Source organism: Streptomyces sp. TRM64462, from assembly GCF_013362995.1.
Lineage (GTDB): Bacteria > Actinomycetota > Actinomycetes > Streptomycetales > Streptomycetaceae > Streptomyces.
Genome location: NZ_JABWDV010000033.1, coordinates 1 through 23,332, shown reverse-complemented (window position 1 = coordinate 23,332; position 23,332 = coordinate 1). Strand labels below are relative to the sequence as shown.

The 23,332-nt window shown below is 74.1% G+C and carries 23 protein-coding genes, 1 tRNA gene and 2 pseudogenes; 14 read left to right on the top strand and 12 right to left on the bottom strand.

What is annotated here, in order from left to right; all coding sequences use genetic code 11:
* A partial coding sequence (locus HTZ82_RS01620; protein ID WP_217623556.1) for a peptidoglycan-binding protein occupies positions 1–553 on the top strand: 553 nt, incomplete at its 5' end.
* A gap of 208 nt (positions 554–761) precedes the next feature.
* Complete coding sequence (locus tag HTZ82_RS01615) at positions 762–1,436, top strand: HAD-IA family hydrolase (RefSeq protein ID WP_175407434.1); 675 nt, start codon at positions 762–764, stop codon at positions 1,434–1,436.
* 2 nt (positions 1,437–1,438) lie between these two features.
* On the opposite strand, the gene HTZ82_RS01610 is transcribed toward HTZ82_RS01615, so the two are convergent.
* The gene (locus HTZ82_RS01610; RefSeq protein ID WP_217623561.1) at positions 1,439–2,011 is read right to left on the bottom strand and encodes a TMEM165/GDT1 family protein; all 573 of its coding nucleotides are present in this window, start codon (positions 2,009–2,011) and stop codon (positions 1,439–1,441) included.
* A 254-nt stretch (positions 2,012–2,265) separates the two neighbouring features.
* Positions 2,266–3,012, bottom strand: coding sequence for an ABC transporter permease (locus HTZ82_RS01605; protein ID WP_175407432.1), 747 nt, complete (start codon positions 3,010–3,012; stop codon positions 2,266–2,268).
* 355 nt (positions 3,013–3,367) lie between these two features.
* Between HTZ82_RS01605 and HTZ82_RS01600 the strand changes: the two genes are divergently transcribed.
* The 5 genes and pseudogenes from HTZ82_RS01600 to HTZ82_RS01580 all read left to right on the top strand — a co-directional run bounded on the left by HTZ82_RS01600 (position 3,368) and on the right by HTZ82_RS01580 (position 7,896).
* Positions 3,368–4,024 carry an HNH endonuclease family protein gene (locus tag HTZ82_RS01600; protein ID WP_175407431.1) on the top strand — a complete coding sequence of 219 codons (657 nt, stop codon included), beginning with the start codon at positions 3,368–3,370 and terminating at the stop codon, positions 4,022–4,024.
* A gap of 155 nt (positions 4,025–4,179) precedes the next feature.
* Positions 4,180–5,875 (top strand): annotated as a pseudogene (locus HTZ82_RS01595) (alkaline phosphatase D family protein).
* Between the two features lie 174 nt (positions 5,876–6,049).
* Positions 6,050–6,580: pseudogene (locus HTZ82_RS01590) on the top strand (FAD-binding protein); the annotation flags it as partial.
* 64 nt (positions 6,581–6,644) lie between these two features.
* Entirely contained in the window at positions 6,645–7,097 is a 453-nt protein-coding gene (locus HTZ82_RS01585; protein WP_175407437.1) for a DoxX family protein, read from the top strand.
* 193 nt (positions 7,098–7,290) lie between these two features.
* Positions 7,291–7,896: a VTT domain-containing protein gene (locus tag HTZ82_RS01580; protein WP_175407429.1), complete on the top strand. Its 606-nt coding sequence runs from the start codon at positions 7,291–7,293 to the stop codon at positions 7,894–7,896.
* On the opposite strand, the gene HTZ82_RS01575 is transcribed toward HTZ82_RS01580, so the two are convergent.
* The 4 genes from HTZ82_RS01575 to HTZ82_RS01560 form a co-directional block, all read right to left on the bottom strand.
* Complete coding sequence (locus tag HTZ82_RS01575) at positions 7,865–8,131, bottom strand: DUF2277 domain-containing protein (protein ID WP_175407428.1); 267 nt, start codon at positions 8,129–8,131, stop codon at positions 7,865–7,867. The genes HTZ82_RS01580 and HTZ82_RS01575 overlap by 32 nt on opposite strands.
* A 32-nt stretch (positions 8,132–8,163) precedes the next feature.
* Positions 8,164–8,826, bottom strand: coding sequence for a leucine efflux protein LeuE (leuE, locus tag HTZ82_RS01570; RefSeq protein ID WP_175407427.1), 663 nt, complete (start codon positions 8,824–8,826; stop codon positions 8,164–8,166).
* Positions 8,827–9,318: 492 nt separating this feature from the next.
* A complete protein-coding gene (locus HTZ82_RS01565; protein ID WP_254711555.1) occupies positions 9,319–9,687 on the bottom strand; it encodes a hypothetical protein in 369 nt (122 codons plus the stop codon).
* Between the two features lie 129 nt (positions 9,688–9,816).
* Positions 9,817–10,428 (bottom strand): hypothetical protein, encoded by a 612-nt coding sequence (locus HTZ82_RS01560; protein ID WP_175407426.1) that lies wholly within the window; start codon positions 10,426–10,428, stop codon positions 9,817–9,819.
* 188 nt (positions 10,429–10,616) lie between these two features.
* Here HTZ82_RS01560 and HTZ82_RS01555 point away from each other — a divergent pair, with 188 nt between their 5' ends.
* Positions 10,617–11,804, top strand: a complete 1,188-nt coding sequence (locus HTZ82_RS01555) for a helix-turn-helix transcriptional regulator (RefSeq protein ID WP_254711554.1) — start codon at positions 10,617–10,619, stop codon at positions 11,802–11,804.
* 286 nt (positions 11,805–12,090) lie between these two features.
* Here HTZ82_RS01555 and HTZ82_RS31910 read toward each other — a convergent pair whose 3' ends face one another.
* The gene (locus HTZ82_RS31910) at positions 12,091–12,438 is read right to left on the bottom strand and encodes an endonuclease VII domain-containing protein (RefSeq protein ID WP_302852189.1); all 348 of its coding nucleotides are present in this window, start codon (positions 12,436–12,438) and stop codon (positions 12,091–12,093) included.
* 395 nt (positions 12,439–12,833) lie between these two features.
* Here HTZ82_RS31910 and HTZ82_RS01545 point away from each other — a divergent pair, with 395 nt between their 5' ends.
* A complete protein-coding gene (locus tag HTZ82_RS01545; RefSeq protein ID WP_175407423.1) occupies positions 12,834–13,775 on the top strand; it encodes an N-acetylmuramoyl-L-alanine amidase in 942 nt (313 codons plus the stop codon).
* A gap of 117 nt (positions 13,776–13,892) precedes the next feature.
* Entirely contained in the window at positions 13,893–13,967 is a 75-nt protein-coding gene (locus HTZ82_RS33020; protein WP_099048249.1) for a 50S ribosomal protein bL37, read from the top strand.
* Between the two features lie 6 nt (positions 13,968–13,973).
* Here HTZ82_RS33020 and HTZ82_RS01540 read toward each other — a convergent pair whose 3' ends face one another.
* Both HTZ82_RS01540 and HTZ82_RS01535 read right to left on the bottom strand, forming a co-directional pair.
* Positions 13,974–14,540 (bottom strand): DUF664 domain-containing protein, encoded by a 567-nt coding sequence (locus HTZ82_RS01540; RefSeq protein ID WP_175407422.1) that lies wholly within the window; start codon positions 14,538–14,540, stop codon positions 13,974–13,976.
* Between the two features lie 81 nt (positions 14,541–14,621).
* Positions 14,622–14,696, bottom strand: a tRNA-Val gene (locus HTZ82_RS01535).
* Positions 14,697–14,941: 245 nt separating this feature from the next.
* Between HTZ82_RS01535 and HTZ82_RS01530 the strand changes: the two genes are divergently transcribed.
* From HTZ82_RS01530 to HTZ82_RS01520, 3 genes are all read left to right on the top strand, one after another.
* Complete coding sequence (locus HTZ82_RS01530; RefSeq protein WP_175407421.1) at positions 14,942–16,312, top strand: hypothetical protein; 1,371 nt, start codon at positions 14,942–14,944, stop codon at positions 16,310–16,312.
* Between the two features lie 176 nt (positions 16,313–16,488).
* Positions 16,489–16,965, top strand: a complete 477-nt coding sequence (locus HTZ82_RS01525; protein WP_175407420.1) for a DUF4383 domain-containing protein — start codon at positions 16,489–16,491, stop codon at positions 16,963–16,965.
* 9 nt (positions 16,966–16,974) lie between these two features.
* A complete protein-coding gene (locus HTZ82_RS01520) occupies positions 16,975–17,202 on the top strand; it encodes a zinc ribbon domain-containing protein (RefSeq protein ID WP_175407419.1) in 228 nt (75 codons plus the stop codon).
* Here the strand turns inward: HTZ82_RS01520 and HTZ82_RS01515 are convergent, their stop codons facing one another.
* From HTZ82_RS01515 to HTZ82_RS01505, 3 genes are read right to left on the bottom strand one after another with little or no spacing between them, the layout of a single operon-like run.
* Complete coding sequence (locus HTZ82_RS01515; RefSeq protein ID WP_175407418.1) at positions 17,203–18,141, bottom strand: HAD family hydrolase; 939 nt, start codon at positions 18,139–18,141, stop codon at positions 17,203–17,205.
* Positions 18,138–21,032, bottom strand: coding sequence for a phosphoribosyltransferase domain-containing protein (locus HTZ82_RS01510; protein ID WP_175407417.1), 2,895 nt, complete (start codon positions 21,030–21,032; stop codon positions 18,138–18,140). Before HTZ82_RS01510 ends, HTZ82_RS01515 begins: the two co-directional genes overlap by 4 nt.
* A gap of 59 nt (positions 21,033–21,091) precedes the next feature.
* Positions 21,092–22,279, bottom strand: coding sequence for an HpcH/HpaI aldolase/citrate lyase family protein (locus HTZ82_RS01505; protein WP_175407416.1), 1,188 nt, complete (start codon positions 22,277–22,279; stop codon positions 21,092–21,094).
* Between the two features lie 217 nt (positions 22,280–22,496).
* Between HTZ82_RS01505 and HTZ82_RS01500 the strand changes: the two genes are divergently transcribed.
* A partial coding sequence (locus HTZ82_RS01500; RefSeq protein WP_254711552.1) for a TerD family protein occupies positions 22,497–23,332 on the top strand: 836 nt, incomplete at its 3' end.

Here is a 23,332-nt window from a genome sequence, read left to right as displayed (position 1 = left end):
CGCGGACGAATCGGCCGACCGGGTGGCGCCCGTACCGGGCGTGAGCGAGCACGCGTGGCCCAGCGGCGGACCCGGCACACCGTCCCCGACAGCCCCCGCGCCCTCCTCTGCCTCCGGGTCGCCGTCGGCGTCGCCCGGCACACCGTCCCCGTCCGGGTCCCCGACCGCGTCGGAGCCGGAGTCCGGTTCCACGCCCGGGTCCGGGTCGGGCGCCGAAGCACCGTCCGAGTCGGCGGCAGCCGAACCGCCCGAGACGGGAGCAGGCCCCGCACGCCCCGACTCCGCCCAGCCCACGCGGACCACCGACACCCGGACGCCGACGGCCGACGGCCCGGTCCTGAGCCGCGGCGACCACGGCCAGCCGGTCAGGGACCTCCAGCACCGGCTGCGTGAACTGGGCCTGTACGGCGGGCCGATGCACGGCCAGTACGACCAGGACGTCGAGCGCGCCGTGGCCGCCTACCAGGCCCGCCGCGGTATCACGGACGACCCGCGCGGCGTGTACGGCACCGCGACCCGCACGTCCCTGGAGGCGGAGACCTCCGGCCGGTAGCCCCCTGCCCCCGACCCCCAGCCCCCGGCCCCCGCCGCCCGCAGCCGCGGTCGTCGGCGCCGGGTGGCGTCGCGCACCCCGCGCTTTGTATAGTGCAGAAACAAAGTGGTCCCGCCCGTACTCCCTGACCGGCGGGCGGGCCGCTTCGTACTCTCCTTCCTCTTTCCTCTCCCCCCCTTCCGCTCCCGGAGACCACTGGAGACCGCCCGTGACGGCCACCACCACCGATGTCCTGACCGCGCGGGCGCTGCTCCTGGACATGGACGGGACGCTCGTGAACTCGGACGCCGTGGTGGAGCGCGTCTGGCGCCGCTGGGCCGTGCGGCACGGGCTCGACCCGGAGGCGGCCCTGAAGGTGGTGCACGGCCGCCAGGGCTACGCCACGATGGCCGTCCTCCTCCCGGACCGGCCCATGGAGCGGAACCTCGCGGAGAACCGCGAGCTGCTCGACGAGGAGACCGCCGACGTCGACGGCGTGGTCCCGGTGCCCGGAGCCCCGGCCTTCATGGCGGCCGTCGCCGCGCTCCCGCACGCCCTGGTCACCTCGGCCGACGCCCCGCTCGCGCGGGCCCGGATGGGCGCGGCCGGCCTGCGCATGCCCGACGTGCGTGTGACCGCCGAGTCCGTGAGCGCCAGCAAGCCGGACCCCGAGGGCTTCCTGAAGGGCGCGGCCGACCTGGGCTTCGCGCCCGCGGACTGCGTGGCGTTCGAGGACTCCGAGGCGGGTATCGCGGCCGCCCGGGCCGCCGGGATGCGCGTGGTCGGCGTCGGCCCGCGCGCGGCGGCGTTCGCGCCGGACCTCCACGTGCGGGACCTGACCGGGCTGCGCGTGGAGGCGGGCGCGCCCGGCGACGGCACGATCCGCCTCCACGTCACGGCGTGACGTCAGGCCAGCGCCTCGTACAGGCTGAAGGCCGCCAGGGTCAACATCAGCACCGCCGCCACCTTCGTGATCAGCCGTAGCGGTACGTACCTCAGCAGCGTCCGCCCGCCGAGGATGCCCAGGCCGGCGACGGCCCACAGCGCCAGCACCGCGCCGAGGCCGACGGACAGCGGGTCGTCGTAGCGGGCGGCGAGGTTCGCGGTCATGATCTGCGTCAGGTCGCCGAACTCCGCGACCAGGATCAGCATGAAGCCCGCCCCGGAGACCTTCCAGAAGGACTGGCCTGCCGGGGCCTTCAGCTCCTCGTCGTCCTCGTCGGACTTCTTCAGCAGCAGCATCGCCGCCCCCGCCAGGAACAGCACGCCCACGAACGCCTGCACGAGCCGGTGCGGCAGGAGCGTGAGGACGCTGCCCGCCGCGACGGCGAGCGCGACATGGACCGCGAAGGCGGCGGCGACGCCCGCGAAGACGTGGGACGCGCGGTAGCGGGTGCCCAGCATCAGGCCGGCGAGGGCGGTCTTGTCGGGGAGTTCGGCGAGGAAGACGACACCGAAGGTGATCGCCATGATCGTCATGCTGAGCACGGGCTGCTTTCCTCAATCGGTCGGGCTCCGCCGGTACCGAGAGACCTTCGCTCGCGCGTTTCAGGGGTCGCTTCGGCACGGCAGGGCCACGAATACATGGACTCTGCTTGATGCCGAAGGTCTCGCTGGCGGGACGCGACAAGCGACGTTCCGCCTCCGGGCGCCGGCCGGGCACGAGGCCCAGCAGTATGTCGACGGTCCGGCGAAGAGCTACTCCCCTTCTGCTCCGTCCAGGGTACGTGACCTCAGCCGCCGTCCCCGTCCCGGTGCAGCCGCCCCCGCGTCACCAGCTCCAGCACCACCGCCACCGCGACGCCCTGCACCGCCATCAGCCCGACCAGCACGAACAGCTGCACCGCCCCGGCCAGCAGCGGCGACGCCCCGCCCAGCAGCATCCCGACGAACGCGCCCGGCAGTGTGACGAGCCCCACGGTCCTGGTCTGGTCGAGGCCCGGCAGCAGCGCGTCCGCCGCCGGCTCGCGCGCCACCTCCATCCGGGCGTCCCGGCCGAGCAGCCCGAGCGCGAGCCCGGCCTCGACCTCACCGTGCCGCGCGGCGAGCTCGTCCAGGGCGCGCCGCCCGCCGAGCACCGTCGCGGTGAGCGCCCCGCCGATGAGGATGCCCGCGACCGGGATCAGCGCGATGCCCTTGACCGGGACCAGCCCGGTCAGCACCAGCGCGGCCACCACGGGCCCGACGCCGGCGGCGATCGGCACGGCGCCCCACCACCAGGTCCCGTTGCGCGTGATGCGCCGCCCGGCGGTCCGTACCGCCACGCCGTACATCACCAGCAGGAACAGAAGCAGCAGCGGTACGGCGCGGATCACCCAGCCGATCACCAGCGCGACGGCCGCGAGCTGCACGGCGGCCCGCAGCCCCGCGAGGACGATCTCGCGCGGCGGCCTGAGCCGGGCGACGGCGGAGACGGTGGCGGCGACGGCGAGCAGCACCGCGAGAACGGCGCCGAAGGTGAGGTCGACCGGCAGGAGCACACGCCAACCCTAGGCCGCCGCACGGCACCTGCCGGGACGCCAGGAGCGTGCGCCGGGTGTCGCGTGGTGAACGGGCGGCGGATGTCGTGTGGGTGAACGGCGGCGGGAGCCGTGCGGTGAACGGCGGCGGGAGCCGTGCGGTGGACGGCGGCGGGAGCCGTGCGGTGGACGGCGGCGGGGGCCGTGCGGTGGACGGCGGCGGATGTCGTGGGGTGGACACACCCCTTGATCTGACGTGTTCATGTCGTCACGCTGTTACCTGGCGCCCATCCCCAGGCAACTTCGCGCCACCACGATGGCCGTGCCGCCCGCAGGGGCGATTCGGCCACAACCCCCACCTCTCCAGGGAGTTCGCATGTCCGGTGTCTACGCGCGTCGATTCGCGCGCCGCATCGCCGTACTCGCCACCACCGCCGCACTCACCCTCACCGGCCTGCTGGTCACGGCACCCGCCGCGCAGGCCGCGCCGCCCACCCCGGTCAGCGCGACGACGGCCCGCTCGTACCTGAGCCAGCTCACGGTGAAGGCGGAAGGTTCCTCCACCGGCTACAGCCGGGACAAGTTCCCGCACTGGATCACGCAGTACGGCACCTGCAACACCCGCGAGGTGGTGCTGGAGCGGGACGGCAGCAACGTCGTCCAGGACTCCAACTGCGCCGCCGTCAGCGGCAGCTGGTACTCGCCGTTCGACGGCGCCACCTGGTACGCCGCCTCGGATGTCGACATCGACCACGTCGTCCCGCTCGCCGAGGCCTGGCGCTCGGGCGCCGCCTCCTGGACCACCGACCAGCGCCGGTCCTTCGCCAACGACCTGACGCGCCCCCAGCTCATCGCGGTCACCGACAACGTCAACCAGTCCAAGGGCGACAAGGACCCGGCCGAGTGGATGCCCCCGCGCACCGCGTACCACTGCTACTACGCCCGGATGTGGGTGCACGTGAAGTACCACTGGGACCTGTCGGTCGACTCGGCCGAGAAGAGCAAGCTCCAGTCGGTCCTGAACGGCTGCTGACCGGCCGCTGCACGGGCAGCTGACCGCCTGCTGATCCGGGCAGCCGGGCCAACAGCCCCCAGTGCGGCGGCCGGAACCGGCGCACCCCCCTCCGGCGTTCCGTACCGTACGGGGTCCCGTACGGTACGGGCGGGGCGACGGAGGGGGACCGCATCATGGGCACCGGACTGCGACTGGGGCCGCTGCTGAGGTACGTGGAGTGGCCGCACGGCACACGGGCGACGGTCTGGGTCGAGACCGCCCGCCCCTGCACCGCCGAGGTGCGCTGCGCGGACGGCGCCGGCGGCGAGGCCCGTACGTTCCGGATAGCCGGGCACCACTACGCCGTCGTCACCGTCGAGGGCCTGACGCCCGGCACGACGACCCCGTACGAGGTGCTGCTCGACGGCCGGCGCGTGTGGCCGCTCCCCGGCTCGCCCCTGCCGCCCAGCACCATCACCACACCGGGCCCCGCGACCGAGGGCCCGCGCGTCACGTTCGGCTCCTGCCGCTGGGCCGCCACGGGCGCGGACGGCCGCAGACCCGCCGGCCCCGACGCGCTCGGCGCCCTCGCCGGCCGGCTGGCGGCCGACCCCGGAGCCGTACGGCCCGACGTGCTGCTCCTGCTGGGCGACCAGGTGTACGCGGACAAGCCGTCGGAGGCCACCAAGCGGTGGCTCGCCGCCCGCCGCGACCTGCGGGACGGCCCGGGCGAGCAGGTCGGGGACTACGAGGAGTACACGCGCCTCTACCACGAATCGTGGCTCGACCCCGAGGTGCGCTGGCTGCTCTCCACCGTGCCCTCGCTGATGATCTTCGACGACCACGACCTCATCGACGACTGGAACACCAGCGCCGCCTGGCTGTCCGAGATGCGCGGCACGCCGTGGTGGCGGGAGCGGCTGCTCAGCGGGCTGATGTCGTACTGGGTGCACCAGCACCTCGGCAACCTCTCCCCCGCCGAGCTGGCGGCCGACCCCCTCTACGCGACCGTGTGCGCCGCGGCGGACGGCACGGAGGCGCTGCGCCGCTTCGCGACCGAGGCGGACGCCGACCCGGCGCGGATGCGCTGGAGTTACCGGCGCGACTTCGGGCGGACGCGGCTGGTGATGGTCGACACGCGGGCGGGCCGTGTGCTGGACGAGCAGAAGCGGGCGATGCTCGGCGAGGAGGACGCGCGCTGGGTGCGGGAGCAGGTGCTGGACGAACGGTCCGACTGCGACCACCTGCTGATCGGCAGTTCGCTGCCGTGGCTGCTGCCGCCGCTGGTCCATCACGCGGAGCGGTGGAACGCCGCGCTGTGCCGGGGCGAGCGGGGCGAGCGCTGGGCGCGGGTCGGCGAGGTGCTGCGGCGGGCGTCGGACCTGGAGCACTGGGCGGCGTTCCCGGAGTCGTTCGCGTGGCTGACGCGGCTCCTGGCGGACGCGGCGGAGGGGCCGGACGCACCGGCGACGGTGTCGGTGCTCTCGGGCGACGTGCACCACGCGTACGTCGCGGAGCCGGAAGGCCTGACGCCCGGGGGCGGCGGGAGCGGCGGGTGCGGCGAGGGCGGCGGCGCGGGTGCCCGGGTGCTTCAGCTGACGTGTTCGCCGGTGCACCAGCGCATCCCGTACGCGCTGCGCCTCGGCTTCCGGTTCGGCTGGAGCCGGGCGGCTGCGGCTCGGGCGGGCGCTGGCCCGGCACGGCCGCACGGGCCCGGCGGAGACCGGGTGGCGCAGGACGGGCGGCCCGTGGTTCGGGAACCAGCTCATGACACTGACGCTGCGCGGGCGTTCGGCGGAGCTGCGGCTGGAGCAGGCGCGCCGGGGCGGTGCGCTGGCGACCGTACACGAGCGGACATGGCCCGGTTACGCGCCAGTTGGCGGAGCGTGAGGTTGCACCCAGGGGTTCGGTCGGGGATCACGCGGGCATGAAGGCCCGCACGCCTGCGGCACCCTCGGTGCCTCCCTCCGCCCTCCGGGCGGTTCCGGAAGCGGGCGGAGGCGGGCGATCCACCCGACTTCAGGGGCGAGATCTGGCCACTCCTGGCCCTGGAGGTCGAGACGGCGCCGCCGCGTCGAGGAGATGGCCGCGCTGATCGAGGCGGGCGCCCTGGAGGTGGGCCCGGGGCTGCGCGTCCGCGCGGAGGGGTCCGCGTTCACGGCCGAGTCGCCGTGCGTGCCGGGTTCGGCGGTGACGGTCACCACACTCGTCGAGGCGCGGCTGCCGCACTCGGACCTGCGACGCACCGACGACGCGCTGCTCGGCGGCCTCCTGCGGGCGGGCGCGTGCCGGACGCACCGGGTGGGCGGCCACGACACGGGAGGCCTGGACGTGACAGCGACCCCGCATTATCTGATGGATCGTCAAGAAAGCGTACGCAAAAGGCCGTTAGCCCTCGGGATACCCACCGAGGGGGTGCACTGGGTGACCGCTGCCGGGGCCCGTCCGGGGGTCGGTTCGGTGACCCTCGCGGACGCGTACGCGGTCGCCCGCGGGGCCCTCCGCGCGGCCGTCCCGGCAACCCCTCCGGCCCCCGCGCCGGCCGTGGCCGGACCCCGCAAACGATCGAATGTTGAACTTGCAAGTACTCATTAGGCGTGCCTAACGTGGGGCTCATCGGTCCTGTCCCCAGCCGAAGGAGCAACCCCCCATGCCCAAGATCACCGAGCGTCTACACCAGCTCCAGCCCTACGCGCTGGGGATCTTCCGGGTCGTCGTCGGCCTGCTGTTCCTCAGCCACGGCGCCGCGAAGCTGTTCGGCGTCCTGGGCGGCGCCGACGGCAGCGGCGGCACGGTCCCGTCCGGCACCTGGCCGTTCTGGTACGGGGCCGTGATCGAGCTGGTCGGCGGCGCGCTCGTCCTGGTGGGCCTGGGCACGCGGACCGCCGCGTTCCTGTCGTCCGGCGCGATGGCGTACGCGTACTTCAAGATGCACCAGCCGTCGGGCCTCTTCCCGATGCAGAACGGCGGCGAGGCGGCGGCCCTCTTCTGCTGGGCCATGCTGCTGCTGGTGTTCACGGGACCGGGCGCGCTGGCGCTGCAGGGCCTGTTCAGGCCGCGCGGCTCCGAGGACGCGGACGCCCGGCGCGGCAGCACGACGGTCACGGCGTAACACGGCCGCGGCGCAACACGGCCGCACGGCGTAACACGGCCGCGCGGCGTAACACGGCCTCGCCGTAAGGCCGAAGGCACGACATGACGTCCCCGAGGGCGTGAGGCGAACCGCCTCACGCCCTCCGGTGGTTCCCGCGGGACCTTCGAGGCGTACGCTGTTCGGCGTTCTCAGGGGTGAAGCGGGAGTCAAGGTGCAGGAGAGCTTGGGGTGGCTGGCCGGCAGCCCCTGGGTGTACGCGGCGGTGGCCGTGTCCGTGCTGCTTGACGTGTTCCTGCCGGTGCTCCCCAGCGGGGTCCTGGTCATCACGGCCGCCACCGCGGCGACGGCCGCGACGGCCACCACCACCGACGGCGTGTCCCTCTTCACGCTGGCGCTGTGCGCCGCGACGGCCTCGGTCGCCGGCGACCTGGTGGCGTACCGGCTGGCCTGGCGCGGCGGGGCCCGTCTGGACCGTGCCATCGCCCGCTCCCGCCGCCTGACCACGGCGCAGGAACGTCTCGGCACGGCCCTGGTCCGCGGGGGCGGCGCCCTCGTGGTCATCGCCCGGTTCGCCCCGGCCGGGCGCTCGGTGGTGTCGCTCGGCGCGGGCGCGGCGCGCCGCAGGGCCCGCGAGTTCGTACCGTGGTCCGCCCTGGCGGGCGTGGCCTGGGCTTCGTACAGCGTGGGCCTGGGCTATTTCGGCGGGCAGTGGCTGGGCGCGACCTGGTTCAGCGCCGGGGTGTCGGTGCTGGCGCTGTTCCTGGCGGGGAGCCTCGCGGCGTACGTCATCCGGCGGCCGGCTCCGGCGACGCCGTGACCCGCTTCCCGGCGTGCCCGCCGCCGGAGCCCCGGACCTCCAGGTCGTCGAGGAGCCGCCGGGTCGCGTCGGCCACCTCCGCGACGGCCCGCTCGAACACCTCCCGGTTGTGAGCGGCGGGCGCGCGGAAGCCGGAGACCTTGCGTACGTACTGGAGGGCGGCGGCGTGGATGTCCTCCTCGGTGGCCTTCTCGGGGAGTACGGGCGGACGGAGGGTCTTGATGCTGCGGCACATACCCCCAGTGTGGCCGCACCCACCGACACCCGTCAGGCGTCGCTGACGGCCAGCTTCGCGGCGAACCCGAGGAACAGGGCGCCCGCACCGCTGGTGAGCCCGGCGGAGAGCCGCCTGCGCCGCCGGAACTGCGCGGCCAGGTACGTGCCGCCGAGCACCAGCGCCGTGACGTACAGGACGCTGATGAGCTGGTAGACGAGGGCGAGCAGCCCGAAGGACAGGGCGGGGTGCGGGTAGGCGGGGTCCACGAACTGCACGAAGAACGAGATGAAGAACAGGATCGCCTTGGGATTGAGCAGCGTGATGACGAGCGACCGCCGGAACGGCCGCTCCTCCGATGCCGTGGCACCGGCCCCGGTTCCCTGCGCACCGTCATCGGCAGGCGCGCCCTTCCGGCGCCACATCGTCCAGGCGGCACGGATCATCCCGACGGCGATCCAGGCGAGATAGCCGGCACCGGCGAACTTGACGACCGAGAAGAGCAGCGCGTTGGTCCGCACGACCGACGCGAGCCCGGCGGCGGTGGCCGCCATCAGGAGCGTCTCGCCCAGGAACACCCCGGCGGCGGCCCGGTAACCGGTGCGGACTCCGCGCCGGGCGGCGACGGAGAGGGTGTAGAGCGAGCTGGGCCCGGGGAGCACGATGATCAGGAGCGTCCCCAGGGCGTAGGTGGAAAGACTGGTCACTCCCAGCATCGGCACTCCTCCCGGCGGACGGCGTGCCGGAGAGCGTAACGGCGCGGGATGGCGGCCCGCCGCCGGTTATCCGCCCGTGCGGCCCTGTACCGCCCCGTGCGGCCCTGTACCGCCCTGTACCGCGCTACCGCGCTACCGCGCTCTACCGCTATACCGCCCGGCGGACCTGCTCCGGATCCCGCGGGTGATCGTGCCGGAGCCAGAGGACGGTGTACGTGGCCCAGTCCTCGCGGTGCAGATGGCACCGCGAGGCCCCGACCATGGCAAGCCGCCGGCAGAGCCGGCCCTCCGTGGTGACCGCCCCGCAGACGGGCTGCTTACGCGCCATCCGAACCACCGCCTCGCTCTCCGCCCCCCGAACAGGTTGACGCTTCAAGCGCTCGCACGGGAGGGCGTACGCACCCCCGCCGGAAGCACTCCGGAGCGGCCACGGGGCGCGGGCCCGATCCGCGCGGCACGGCCCCGGGGCGGGGCGATTGCGGGCGGGTGCGGTCACGCCAGCCAGAGGGCGAGGCGCCGGTGCCGGGCGGGCAGCACGTCGACCGCGTCGGCGGCGTCCAGGTCGAGGGGCCCGGCGGGCTGGTCGACCAGTGCCCGAAGCGGCCGGAGCTGTCCCCGCAGCCGCTGCCGGGCGCTGCGCTCCTGCTCGGCCGCCCAGCGGGCGACGGACGGGTCCCGCATGGCGCGCGCCCGGTGCCGGACGGTGACGCGCCGGCGGACGCCCTGGGGGCGGGCCCTGCGGCCGTCGCGCGCGGCGTCGGCGAGGGCCGCGGCGCTGAAGCGCAGGTCGTGCAGCACTGTCGTGAGGTGGGTGTCGTACGTGTGCCGTGCGCGCGGACGGTGGTGTGCGGTACGTGCCATGACGGGCTCCATCGGTGGGAACCGCCAGGAGTCTCCTGGCGGTTCACCGGAAGCCGTGCGGCCCGTTCCCCCGTGCGTTGCCCCGTTCGCCGCGCATGCCGCCGACTGTAGCCCCGCCCACCGGCCGTGTCAGTGGAGTTTGTTCACCGCCGTCGCGGTGGTCCGCTTGAAGGCCGGGACGGGGGCGTCGCTCAGGTCGCCCATCTGGCCCCACTGCACGACGGTGACGGTGCGGCCGTCGCGGCCGACGCCGATGAGGTGGACGCCGGGCTCGGACTCCGGGATCGAGGTGTGGACGCCGTACACATGGGCGCCCTCCTCCACGGCGAGCTTGCCGTAGTCCGCCCAGGAGGCGGTGCCGCCGGGCGTACGGCGCAGCCAGTCGGCGGCGCAGTCGGCGGCGGCCTTCCCGGCTGCGGCGGCCAGCCTGCGGGCGGCGGTGGTGCTGGGCGCGGTCACGGAGATCTGGACGGCCCCGGTTTCGAGTTCGGTGCCGAACTGGCGGTGCCAGGTGGCGCCCTTGGCGGGCAGGACCTTGTCCAGGCAGAAGGGCGGGAACTCGGGCGTGCCCTTGGTGACGGGGCCGCCGTGCCAGTCGGTGGAGGCGGGAGGCAGGTCGGCGGGCGCGAGGAACCCGGGCGCGGCGGAGGGGGCCTTGGCCTGGGCGGCGCCGGTGAGCGGCAGCAGGAGGGCGCCGGTGGCGACGGCGGCCACGAGAGCGGTGGTGGTGCGGAGGTTCATGTCGTACTTCCCCGTTTCGCTGATGCGTCGGCTGGTGCGGACCCAGCGTCGAAGGCGTCCGGCCTGCCGGGCAAGAGCGGCGGCGCGGAACGGGACAGCGGGACGGGGACGCGTACGCTGGCCTGCGGAAACGTCAACTGCCCGGGACGCGTACCGGGATGGGGACACGGCGGAACGGGGGCCGAGGAATGCCGGGACCGCGCGAGATCGAGGTGTTCGCGGAGCACCTGCGGGACCTGAAGGACCGTACGGGACACAGCTACGGCGCACTGGCCGGGCGGCTGCACGTCGGCCGTTCGACGCTGCACCGCTACTGCCTGGGCGAGACGGTCCCGGTGGACTACGCGGTGGTGGAACGCCTGGCCAGACTGGCCGGCGCGCCCCGCGAGGAACTGCTGGAGCTGCACCGCCAGTGGGTCCTGGCGACGGAGGCGAGACAGAACCCCTCGGAACAGCAGCGCGCCCCGGAGCCACCCCCGGAACCGGCACCGGAACCGGCACCGGAGCCGGAGCCGGAGCCGACGCCGGAGGAGCCGACGCCGGAGCCGGAGCCGAACCCGGAGGACCCGGAGGACCCGGAGCCGGCGCCGGAGCACACCCCCCGGCAGCGGCCAAGGACCCGCCTGCGCCTGACCGTCGCGGCGGTCACGACGGCAGCGGCCCTGGCAGCCGGAGCCCTGCTCGCGGCGGACCTGACGGCGCACCGCCCCACCCCGAGACCGACACCGGGCGAACCGGCACCGGGCGAACCGGCACCGAGCGAGCCGGCACCCCCCACCTGGACGGCGGACGCCCACGTCTGGGCGAACGGCTGCGACCACCGCTACCTCGTGGACCGCGCCCCGGAGGCCGTACCGCCGCCGCCCGTCGAGCAAGACGCGCGTGACTGGGCGTCCAGGCTCGGCGCGGTGCACGGGGGCCGGACGATCGTGCGGGCGACGGTCAGCGCCCCGGCCGGCGGCTCGGCCGTGGTGGAACGGCTGTCGGTACGGGTGGTGGCGCGGCGCCCGCCGCTGAACTGGCCGTCGTACGCGATGAGCGACGGCTGCGGCGGGATGCTGACGCCCGCGTACTACGCGGTCGACCTCGACGCGGCCCGCCCGCTGGCCTGCCCGACGGAGGGCTCCGACAGCGAGCGCGCACTGCCGGTGACGCGACTGCCGTACCGCGTGTCCGAGGGCGACCCGCTGGTCGTACGGGTGGAGGCGACGGCCACGCGGTGCGACTGCGACTGGTACCTGGAGGCGGACTGGTCGGCGGGCGGGAGGCGCGGGACGCTGCGCATCGACGACGCCGGAAAACCGTTCCGTACCAGCGGCTCCTCACCGCAAAAAATCCACACCTACACACAGGAGGAGAACAACTGGTCCCGCTGAGCGCCACATTGGGGCTGTCTACTGTTCGCCGTACCGAGTGACGATCGCGCATCGCGGGCAACTCACCTTCAGTTGCCCGCCCAAGCTGTCACAGGGGCCGCCACCCGCCCCAAGGAGGAGTCCTATGGCCTGGTACCCGGCGGCTACGCGCATGGAGTTACAGCCGGAGTCGGACGCCCAGCCGGCGATCCGGCCGACGCAGTTCATCCTGCACAGCATCGCCGCCCCGTGGACCGCGCGCCGTATGTACGAGTACTGGCGCGGCAGCGACAGGCGCCTCGAACGGCTACCGGGAGGCGTGCCGTTCCAGGTACGCCGCTGCGGCGCGCAGGAGTTCCGGCCTGTCACGGAACTTCCCGAGTCCGTGGTTGCACGCGGTGCACACCAGGCCGCGGACGCATTTCCCGCAGCTCCCAGCAGCATCCGGGCAGCAACCGTGATCGTGGTCAACAGACAGAGCGAACCCCGTGTCGTCGGCCTGCTCGCAGATGGCGCACGTGCCTCCCTGGCTCGCCAGCATCTCCGCGTAGCGGCCAGGAGGCAGCCGGTACAGCGCCTTACGCTGCGCGTCCCGTCCGCAGCTTCGGCAGCTCCCCTGCAACCCGTCCTTGGCCCTGGCATTCCGGTTGAACATGTCCGGATGGAGCCAGAGGAGGCAGGTGCGGCACTGTTTCTCGCCCTCCGGGTTCCGGTCATGAGGCTTGGCGTGCCGCCGGTCCGGCAGCGCGGTCAGCTCGCGTCCCGCATTGCGCTGCCAATTGTGGCTGGCACACAGCCCCTTGCTGACGTACTTCCGCGTGCAGCCGGGGAACTCGCATCGTCGTGTCTCCATTGCCGCACTGCCGCGCACACGATGGGCGGCACCAGGGCCTGTGTCTCCGTGGCGCTGCCACCGCTGGTAATGCATGGCGCACCACCCCCGAGAGCGCACGCGTACGGGGCGGCTGCAGCCCTCGACAGTGCAGGTGAGCTCATCCATGCCGATATTTCCCCCCAGGAGACGTTCCCGAGACCGAAGGAGGCACCCTGATGGCTTGGTGCCCGTTCGCGAAAAAGCTGGAGCTTCAGCCCGAGAGTGATCAGCAACCCGCTATCAGGCCTACGCAGTTCATCTTGCACAGCCTTGCCGCACCGTGGAACGCGCGGCGGCTCTACGAGTACTGGAAGACTAGCTCACTTGAGTCTCACTTCGGCCTCGGCTACGAGGGCGACCTGGCCCAGTACATCGGCACCGAGACGAGAGCCGACGCCAACTACCGTGCGAACCGCCGCCCGGACGGCACGGGCGCCGTGTCGATCGAGACGGCGTCGAACACGAAGCACACCGACCCGTGGACGAAGGCGCAGATCGAGCAGCTGATCAAGGTCGGGGTCTGGCTGCACCGGCACCACGGGCTGCCCCTGCGGATCTGCCGCACGGCGGACGACCCGGGCTACGGCTACCACGGCCTGCACCGCGCCTGGTCGTCCTCCGGCACGTCCTGCCCGGGCCAGGCCCGTATCGACCAGTTCCGCAAGGTCGTCTTCCCGGGGATCGTGGCCCGCGCGAAGGGCCAGACCGCACCCGCGCCCGTACCGCCGAAGGAGGAGCCCGTGCCGAGCATGCTGAACGAGGCGAACGCCATCGACGTCGAACTGGCATCGGGCCAGTGGACCGGCCTGGCGTTCCGCGACGCCGTCCTGCACACCGGCCCGTGCCGCCACCACACGCTCGTCCACCTGCTGCTGGACGACGACACCCCGGCGGAGGCGACGGTGGAGGGCCGCTTCTACCTCACCGACACGAAGGGCGGCAACCCGGCCCGCTACCTGCCGATCCGGGTGCACGGAGGCGGCGGCCACCAGTTCACCTGCACGGCCGACGTCCCGGCGGACCGCCAGCTCCGCTTCGAACTCCGCGCCACCACCCCGGACGACCGCCCGGTCCGCCTCCTCCACCGCACGGCATACGGCCCGTACTGGCCGCTCTGACCTCGCTCTGACCGCTCTGACCGCTCTGACCGCTCTGACCGCCGGGATGCACCCCACCCCCGCCCCTCATAAGCTGAGAACGCCCGAAACGCCCCACTCAGGAATCCGGCGGTCACCATGTCGAAGCGAGGCAACAAGCGCCGCGCCCGCAAGGGCAAGAAGGCCAACCACGGCAAGCGCCCCAACGCCTGACCGCGGTCACTGGCCCACCCTTCCGTCGACGCACTCGCGCAGCAGGTCGGCGTGCCCGCAGTGACGGGCGTACTCGTCGATCCTGTGCACCATCAGCTCCCGAATCGCGATCCTGTCCTTGCCGACACGCTCGCCCAGGTCCGAGTACGCGGCCAGAGCGGCGTCGGTCGCGGCCTGCTCGCGCTCCAGGTCGGCGTACGCGGCGTCGACCACGGCCCGCTCCGGGACAGCTCCCTCGAAGTCCGCGTCCTTCGCGCCGTACAGCTTCGGCAGCGGGTCGCCTTCGGTGATCCAGTTGCGCCAGTCCCGTTCCACCTCGGCGAGGTGCCGGAGCAGGCCGAGCAGCGACATCGTCGACGGCGGAACCGACCGCCGGGCCAGTTGCTCCGGGTCCAGGCCCTCGCACTTCATCCGCAGGGTGATGCGGTAGTTCACCAGGAAGTCCCGCAGCGTCGCGAGCTCGCCGTCCGGGCTGTCCTCGTTGTTGCGGGGGTCGTCGTCCGGGTCGGCCCACATGTCGGGGTAGACGGTCGCCCGGGTCCATCGCGCGGGGTGATCGCTCATGCGTCGCATGGTCGCCTGTGACAGCCCGGGCCCGCCACCGAGTTCTCGCTACAGGCAAGGCCCCAGCCTGGTCGGCTGGGGCCTCTGTGCTGGTGGGCGCGGACGGTTTCGAACCGCCGACATCTGCTTTGTAAGAGCAGCGCTCTACCCCTGAGCTACGCACCCGTGGAATGAGGCAACAGCGTACATGGCGCATGGGTGGGGTTCGCAAACCGCTGCGCGGCCCGTGGGCACGTATCGTCGTCGCCGGCGCACCGTACGTGGTCGGGTCGCCGTGGGCGGGGTGATGGTGCTCGTGCGCAGCGCGAACTCATCCGCTCCCTTGTTCGTCCTACCTGGTGGGAGAATGACCGGGCAAGCCGGCACGGACACGGGCATGGACACGGACACGGGCGGTACGGGGAGCGGATGTGACGCTGACACGCACGCGGCGGTACGCGAACGATGTCCTCGCCCTCGTGCTGTCGCCGGTGCTGCCGGTGCCCCTGCTGCTCGCCGCCTTCGCCGGCAGCGGCGGCAACGGCGGCGGGCCCCGCCGCTGGTTCGGCGGCGGCCGCGCCGAGAGCCAGCGGGCCGACGCCCAGGCCGCGAAGGACGCCGCCGCGGCCGCGTTCTACGAGCTGGACACCGCCCAGCGCGGCCTGCGTATCTCCATCGAGACGATCACCGCCGTGGACGGTTCGCCCGCCGCCCTGCGGGCCGCCGACGACTTCGCCGCGCTGGGGCGGCGGATCGACGAGGCCAGCCATGTCTACATCACCGCGGTGGACTCGTTCGATCTCGACCGGGTCGACCTGGAGCCGTCCGTCGCCGTCCGCGCGCGCGACGAGCTGAACCGGGCCAAGGACGACCTCGTACGGGCCAAGGGCGAGCTGGAGCGGTTCGAGCGGCAGCTCGGCCCGCTCCTCGACAAGGCCGAGACCCAGCTCGCACGGCTCGCCCCGGCCGTCGAGCGCGCCCGCGCCGCACTGCTCGCCGCCAGCAACGCCCTGGACGCCGTGCGGGGCGCGGGCCTGCGCGCCGACGACCTGGCCGCGCGGCTCGCCGCCCTCGCACCCGAGCTGACCCGGCTCAACGAGGGCGCCGGGCGGCACGGCGTCCCCGAGACGCTCCAGCGCGCCGACCGCGTCCTGCGCGACGCCGAAGCCGTACGGGCGGAGGCCGAGCGGCTGCCGGAGCGAGCCGCCGAGACCGACAGGCGGCTGGTCTCCCTCCGTACCCGCGCCCAGGCCCTCGCCAACCGGGCCACCTCCGTCGAGCCGGTGCTGAGCGAGCTGCGCCGCCGGTTCAGCGCCGCGTGCTGGCAGGACCTCCAGTCCGTACCGGCGCGGGCCGCCGACAGCGTACGGAGAGCGGAGGAGAAGCTGGCCGAGGCCTCGCGGGCGCGCGACGACCAGCGCTGGGCGGACGCGACGGCGCTGCTCGGCACCGTACGGGCCCTGCTCAACGCCACCGACGAGGCCGTGTCGGCGGCCGGGGAACGGCTGCGGCGGCTCAACGCCGTGTCCAAGGACCCGCAGCAGGAGATCGAGCGGACCCGGTTCACGATCCGGGACGCCCAGCGGCTCGCCATGGCCGGGCGCCACACCCCCGACCCGCGGCACGCGCGACCCCTCGACGACGCGGTGGCCCGGCTGGAGCGGGCGGTGGGCGGACTTGAGGGGCGGCACCCCGACTACTGGCACTTCCTGACGGAGACCGAGGCCGTTCGGGGCGCTGTCGCCCGGGTCGTGGAGCAGATCCGCGACGAGCGCGGCGGGGACGGCAGGCGAGGACTGTGACCCCGGTGGCCTGACGGGGCGTCGGGGGCGCCGGGGTGTCGGGGGGCGTCGGGGGTTTTCGGGGTGCGGCCGGGGCGGTCGCGGTGGTGGGTCTCCGGTCCGGTCCTGTGCGGTTCCGGCCGGGCTGCTCGGGCCTATTCTGGGCGTAAGGCGCCACGCCGCACCCAGGAGGCTCCATGGCCGCCCACCGTGTCCTCCACGCCTTCCGCTCCTGGCGCGGCGGGCGGCGCCTTCCGGTCGCGCGGGCCGGGGCCGGGGTCGTCGGGGCGCTGCTGGTGGTCTTCGGGGTCGCGGGGCTTCTGAGCGGAGGGGTGGACGGGTTCGCCGGCACCCGTGGGGTCACGGTCGCCGGGCTCGGTACGAACGGTCTGCTCGGTGCCGTGTGCCTCTGCGCCGGGCTGGTACTGCTGATGGGCGCGGCCCTGGGCGGCGGCGATTCCGGCCGCGCCGTGGCGACGCTGGACCTGGTGGCGGGGACGGCGTTCCTGGTCAGCGGGTTCGGGGCGCTCGCACTGGTGGGTACGGACCTGAACGTCCTGGCGTTCCGGACGTCCAACGTGGTCGCCTGCTTCGCGGTGGGGGCGTTCCTCGTGGCGTGCGGATCGCACGGCCGGGCGCCGCGGCGTGGCCGGCACCCGCGGCGCGGTCGATAACCTGTCCGTATGCCTCGTTACGAGTACCGCTGCCGCACGTGCGCCGACACCTTCGAGCTCAGCCGCCCCATGGCGGAGTCCTCCGCGCCCGCCGCCTGCCCGGCCGGGCACGACGACACGGTCAAGCTGCTGTCGGCCGTCGCCGTCGGCGGTACGGCGACGGGCGCCGCCCCGCCCCCGCCCCCGGCCGGCGGCGGGGGCGGCGGATGCTGCGGCGGCGGATGCTGCGGCGGCTGATCAGGGCACCCGGCCGGCCCGGGCGTCACCGACCGGACGCTTGGCGCCCGACGCGCCCGATGGGCCCGACGCTCCCGACGCGTCCGATGCGTCCGACGCCCCGGCTGTGCCCGTCGCGTCCGCCGTCGGTCGGCTCGTCGCCATGAGGAACCGGCGCAGGATCTCCTCCCCCGCCGCGACCCCGCGGTCGCCGAGCGCCTCGACGTGGGCGGCGCCCCAGCCCGTATCGGCCAGTTCGCCGTGCCCGGGCCGCCACGCGCGGTCCGCGGCCAGCAGCAGGTCCGCGTCCAGCAGCGAGTCGCCCGCGGCCAGTACGGTTCCCGCGCCCGTGCGCCGCGCCACCTCCCGTACCGCCGCGCTCTTCGTGAGCGGCTTCGGTACGGCGTACACCTTGCGCCCCTGCAAGGACACCGTCCAGCCGCGCGGCTCCGCCCAGGCGGCCAGCTCGGCCGGCCAGCCGTCCGGGAGCAGGTCCCGCTCCACGACGAGGTAGGCGAACAGGTCCTCCGCGACCCGCTCCTTGAGCAGCCACGCCGGGTCGGCGACGGCCCGCAGATGCGCCCGTACCTCGTCGAGGGGCGCGCACTCGTCGGCGAGGCGGGCCGCGACCGCCGCCTGCCAGTCCGGGTCCGACACCCCGTCGACCAGCAGGTGTCCGCCGTTGGCGCAGATCGCGTACGGGGGCGGCGGGCACGGCAGGCGGATCCGCCCGTACTGCTCGCGGGTGCGGGTGGTGACCGGCACGAACGCGGCCATGCGGGCGAGTTCCCCGAGGAGCGCGGCGGCGGTCTCGGTGACGTACGACAGGGGCTTGCCCTGGTAGACCTCCACGCACAGCAGGCGCGGGGCGTCGGCGTCGGGCGCGGTGAGGGCGAGGGCGGCCGCCGAGTAGATGAGCGTACGGTCGAGGTCGCTGGCGATGATCGTCTTTGGCGTCACGGGGCCGTCACCGCCCGGCCGTCGGCGCCGGTCGCCCCGCGCGTGTACTTCGGGTGGATCAGGCCGACGCACGTGTACGGCAGGCCGTCGACCTCCTCGACCGGTACGCCGCGCTGCTCGGCGAGCAGCCGTACGTGGTCGAGGTCGGGGCCCGCGCCGCGCCGGGCGAGGACCTTCCACGGGACGCGGCGCAGCAGGACCCGGGTGGTCTCGCCGACGCCGGGCTTGACCAGGTTCACGTCGTGGATGCCGTACTCCTCGCTGATCCGCTCGACGGCAGCCCAGCCTTCCCAGGTGGGGGCGCGGTCCGCCGCGAGCAGCTCCTTGACGCCCGCGTCGACGGCGGGGGCGACCTCGTCGAAGCGGTCGGAGACGGTGTCGAGGAAGTCGCCGGAGACGTCGGCGCCCGCGAGCTCGCGGTAGAACTTGGCGCCGTGGTAGTCGCCCGGGCCGACGAGGTCGGCGCGCAGGACCGTGCGCGAGATCAGCCCGGAGACGGTGGAGTTGAGGCAGGCGGAGGGGATGAGGAAGTCCTCGCGGGTGCCGTAGGTGCGGACGCAGGAGCCGGGGTCGGCGAGGACGGCGATCTCGGGGTGGAAGTCCGGGAAGTCGCGCAGCGCGTCGGCGAGTTCGCGGGTGATGGCGCCCTTGCCGGTCCAGCCGTCGACGAACACGACGTCGGCCGGGTCGTGGTGGGCGCGCAGCCAGCGCAGGGCGTTGGTGTCGATGCCGCGGCCGCGCACGATGGACACGGCGTAGTGCGGGACGTCCAGGCCGTGGCGGTGCAGGGCCCAGCGGCGCATGAGCACGCCGACGGGGGTGCCGGCCCGGGCCAGGGACACCAGCACGGGGCGCGGTGACCGCTCGGCGAGCACCGTCTCGGTGACCGTGCCGACGGCGCGGGCGATGCGGGCGGCCGAGGTGTCGAGGGCGGAGCGGAACAGCTTCTGGTAGTCGTCGCTGGGCTGGTATTCGACCGGCAGCGACTCGGCGTAGTGCGCGCCGCCGCTCTGGACGGCCTCCTCGCGCTCCTCGGTGGGCGCTTCGAGCTCCACGTCCGAGAAGTCCTGGAGGAGCCAGCCGACTTCGTCGGGGGCGTAGGAGGAGAACGCGGGGCCGCGCAACGGCTCCGGCAGCGGCGCGGGCGGCATGGGGACCCCTTCGGGTGCGGGAACGTACGAGGGGACGGTCGCGAGCACGACACGCGGGACGTGCGCCGCGAGCTGCGCCAGCAGTCCGTCCGGGGCATGGAGGGCGGGTGTGTCGGCGGCCGAGTCGACGACGACGGCGACCGCGTCGAACCCGACGCCGCCCGCGACGTCGCAGACGTTGTAGGCGTACCGGTCGCCCGGGCCGTCGGCGGGGTCGTCGTGCGCGGGGAAGACCAGCCGGGTACGGATGGCGTACCCGGGGTCGTCCACCGCCAGCACGGGCGACCGCGTGGTTGTCGAGAACCGCACGTCGACCCCCGGGGCCCGCTCCTCCAGCACGGCGGCGAGCGCGAGCGGCGCGTACATGAGCTCCTCACACCCGAGCACGAGCACCCGCGCTCGCCGACCGCCGGGCGCGGAGGCACCTGGGGCCTCGGGCGCGGAGGCGATGGGCGCGGGGGCACCCGGCGCCGGGGCACCGGAAGCCGCGGGCGCGGGCGCGCCGGCCGCAGGAGCACCGGGCGTAGAGGCCCCGGAAGCTTCGGACACAGGGGCACCGGGGGCTTCGGGCGCTGCGGCATCAGAAGCCTCGGGCGCAGAGGCACCGGGCGCTGACGCACCGCGCGCAGGGGCGCCGGGCGCGGGCACGGGGGCGCCGGGCGCAGGGGCGCCAGCAGCTTCGGGCACGGAGGCACCGGCCGCAGGGGCACCGGAAGCTTCGGGCACGGAGGCACCGGCCGCAGGGGCACCGGAAGCCTCGGGCACGGGAGCACCGGGCGCAGGGGCACCGGAAGCCTCGGGCGCGGAGGCCCCCGGCGCGGGGGCGGCGGGTGGGGTGTCGGCGTGCGGGTCGGCGGGGGCGTCGGCCACGCCGAGTGCCGCGGCCAGACGCGCCGCCATCGCCGGAAGCGCGGCTTCCAGGCGGGCGCGGTGGGCCGGCGTGAAGCCGTGGCGGCCCCCGTCGGGCACCCCGGCCGGCCAGCCGAGGTCCACGCGCCGTACCGCTCGCGGGTCGCCCGTCCGGTCGGGCGGCGGGGTCTCGTGGGCGGCCACGAGGGCCTGGCCCTTCTCCAGGACCCCGTCCGGCAGCCGTACCGTCCCGGCGGCGAGCGTCACCAGGTCCACCCGCGCCCCGATCTCCGCCGCGAACTCCGCGAGCCGCCCCCGGTCCTGCTCCGACCGCATGTCGACGAGCGCCACGATCACGTACCGCTCGCGCGCGTACCGCTCGTGCAGCGTCCGCACCGTGTTCAGGACCGTGTTGCCGGTCGAGAACTCGTCGTCGACGAGAACCAGCGGCCCGGGCCTGGCCAGCAGCTCCGGGTCCTCCGGCAGCAACAGGTGCGAGGTGTGGTGCGAGTGGGACTCCTCGAACCCGCCCGCCGGCCGGACCCCTGGCACCGGCCGCCGGGTGGAGTGCAGGTACGGGGCGTGGGCGAGCCCGTCGGCGACGCAGTGACCGAGGCCGGTCGCCGTCTCCGCGTACCCGAGCACGACGGCGCGCCGCGCCTCCGCTTCGCCCAGCAGTGCGCGGACGCGGCACCCGAGTTCGTACCCCGAGCGCCGGACCACGGCCGGGCTCTGCGGCACGTGCTTGCCGAGGACGTTGGAGACCAGGAGGTGCGCCCGCCTGGGGTTGCGGCGCAGGGCGAGCCCGAGCAGTCCGCGCAGCTCGTCGTCCGCCTTCTGTCCGGCGAGCTCGACGCCGAGCCGCTCGGCGACCCATGTTCCCGTCCACACCGCGCTGTGAATGACGTGCCTCTTTCCTTCGGGGGTGTTCGTTCCGTCTCGTCCCGTGCTCACGGGACCGCGAGCCCTGCCGCGAGCAGTTCCACGAAGCCCACGTCCGCCTTGGCGACGCCGAACACCTCGGCGCGCTGGAGCGTGCGCTCCGCCCAGGCGCGGTGCGGCTTCACCTCGTTCATCTTGTTCGTGTACGCGGAGCGCATCACTCCGCCGCCGTTCCGCTCGGGGTGCAGGATGTCCCGGGCGTCGCTGTACTCCTCGTGGCTGACGACGGAGAGTGCGTGCACGGGCTGGACGTGTGAGGGGTGGATGCAGGTCTTGCCGAGCAGCCCGTTCGCGCGGTCGAGTTCGATCTCGCGGAGCAGCCCGTCGAGGTCGTGCTCGATGAGCGCGGTGCGGAGGGCGTCGGCGCGGCCCTCCGTGAAGGGGCTGCGCCGCAGCATGGGCTTGAACATCCGCTCCTGGAGGCGGAAGTACTCCCACACGGGCCCGGTGATGGTGAAGCCGCTGCCGTCGGCGCGGCCGAGGACGTTGACGACGTCCGCGATGACATGGGCGACGATCTGCACGTCGTACGCGGTCATGTCGGGCGAGCGGCGCAGTCCGTACGCGGAGCAGAAGTCGGTGACGCCGAGCCGCAGTGCGAGGACCCGGTCGCGGTACGCCGTGACGGAGCGGGCGATTCCGGCGAGGGTGTCGGCGCGGGTCTCCAGGTGGAGCAGGTCGGGCGACTCCAGGACGGGCATGGCGTAGAGGGGGCGGCCGGCGAGTACGTCGGCGGCGACGGGCCCGGACTCGGCCTCGACGAGGGCCTCCAGGAAGGGCAGGCCGCGCTTCTCGGTGAACTTCGGGAGTACGAATCCGGACAGCAGCCGTACGGCGGGGCCGAGCCTGCGCGTGAGGTCGGGGATCTGCTCGGGTGTGCGGACGCGGACGAAGAGGAGCGGCGGCTCACCGCCGCGGGCGGCGAGGTCGGTGAACTGGCGTACGAGGTTCTCCTCGGCCGCCTCGACGTCCCCGTCGTCGATGGAGTCCTCCAGGCACAGCACCATCGACACCACACCGCGCCCGACCTGCTTGTACACGTCGTCTGCGAGCGCGGGGCGGGTGGCGGGGCTGTACAGCGTGGCGCCGAGCCCGGCCGCGAGCACACGCGCGGGGGATCTCACATCGAACGCGCAGGGCTCCCGGTGGAAGAGCCCCGCGCGGGCGGCAGGTGAGATATGCCCGAAATGACGCATGCGGATCCCCGTACTGCCGTGGCGTACCGTCGCGACGGCTCTGATGACGTGTGGCCGGTAATAGTACGTACGGACCGGTGTCGCCGGTTCCCCGCCGATGTGAACGCCAGGTGACCTGCGCCTTGCGCCGAGCCATGGCGCGGCCCGCCGGACCGGTCGGCGCCACGGCGCTCCGGATCCGCCCCCGCGTTGTCCGTCCGGGATGCCGCCAGGCAGGATGACGGGCATGACGCACACGATGCTGAAGGGCTCGAACGTCCCGCTCGATGCCACGGCCGTACGGGCCGTACTGTGCTGGACCCCTGGCCCGGGGGTTCCCGACGTGGACGCCTCGGCCCTGCTGACCGGCGCGGACGGACGGGTGCGTTCCGACGAGGACTTCGTCTTCTACAACCAGCCGCGCCACCCGTCGGGCCTGGTGCGTCACCTGCCGAAGAAGCGCGTCGATGACGGGCTGACGGACACGATCGAGGCGGACCTGGCGAGGCTGGACCCGTCGGTGGACCAGGTGGTGATCGCCGCGTCGTCGGACGGCGACACGTTTGCGTGCGTACCGGACCTGCGGATCGAGCTGTTCGACGCCGCGGTCGAGCCCGGGGACGGCGCGGAGCCGCTGGCGGTCTTCGAAGTACGCCCGGAGACGGGCGAGGAGACGGCCGTGATCTGCGGCGAGCTGTACCGCCGCGGCGACTCCTGGAAGTTCCGCGCGGTGGCGCAGGGCTACCCGACGGGGCTCGTCGGCCTGGCAACGGCCTTCGGCATCTCGGTCGACGAGGAGGGTGGGGAGGACGCGGAGGCCGAGCGGGTCGGACACGACGGGCAGGACGCGGAGGCGGCAGCGGACGCGGCCGGCACAGCGGACACCGCGACGCCCACGGACGACGGCGCGAGCGCGGGCACGGGCACGGGCACGGCGCCGGAGGACCCGGAGCCCGACCCGGCCCCGGCCGCCGCCTCCGCCTCCGCCCCGGCCCCGGCCCCGGCCCCGGATGACGTCACCGCCGCCATCCCGGCCCCGCCCCTGAACCCGCCGCCCCCGGCGCCGACGCTGCC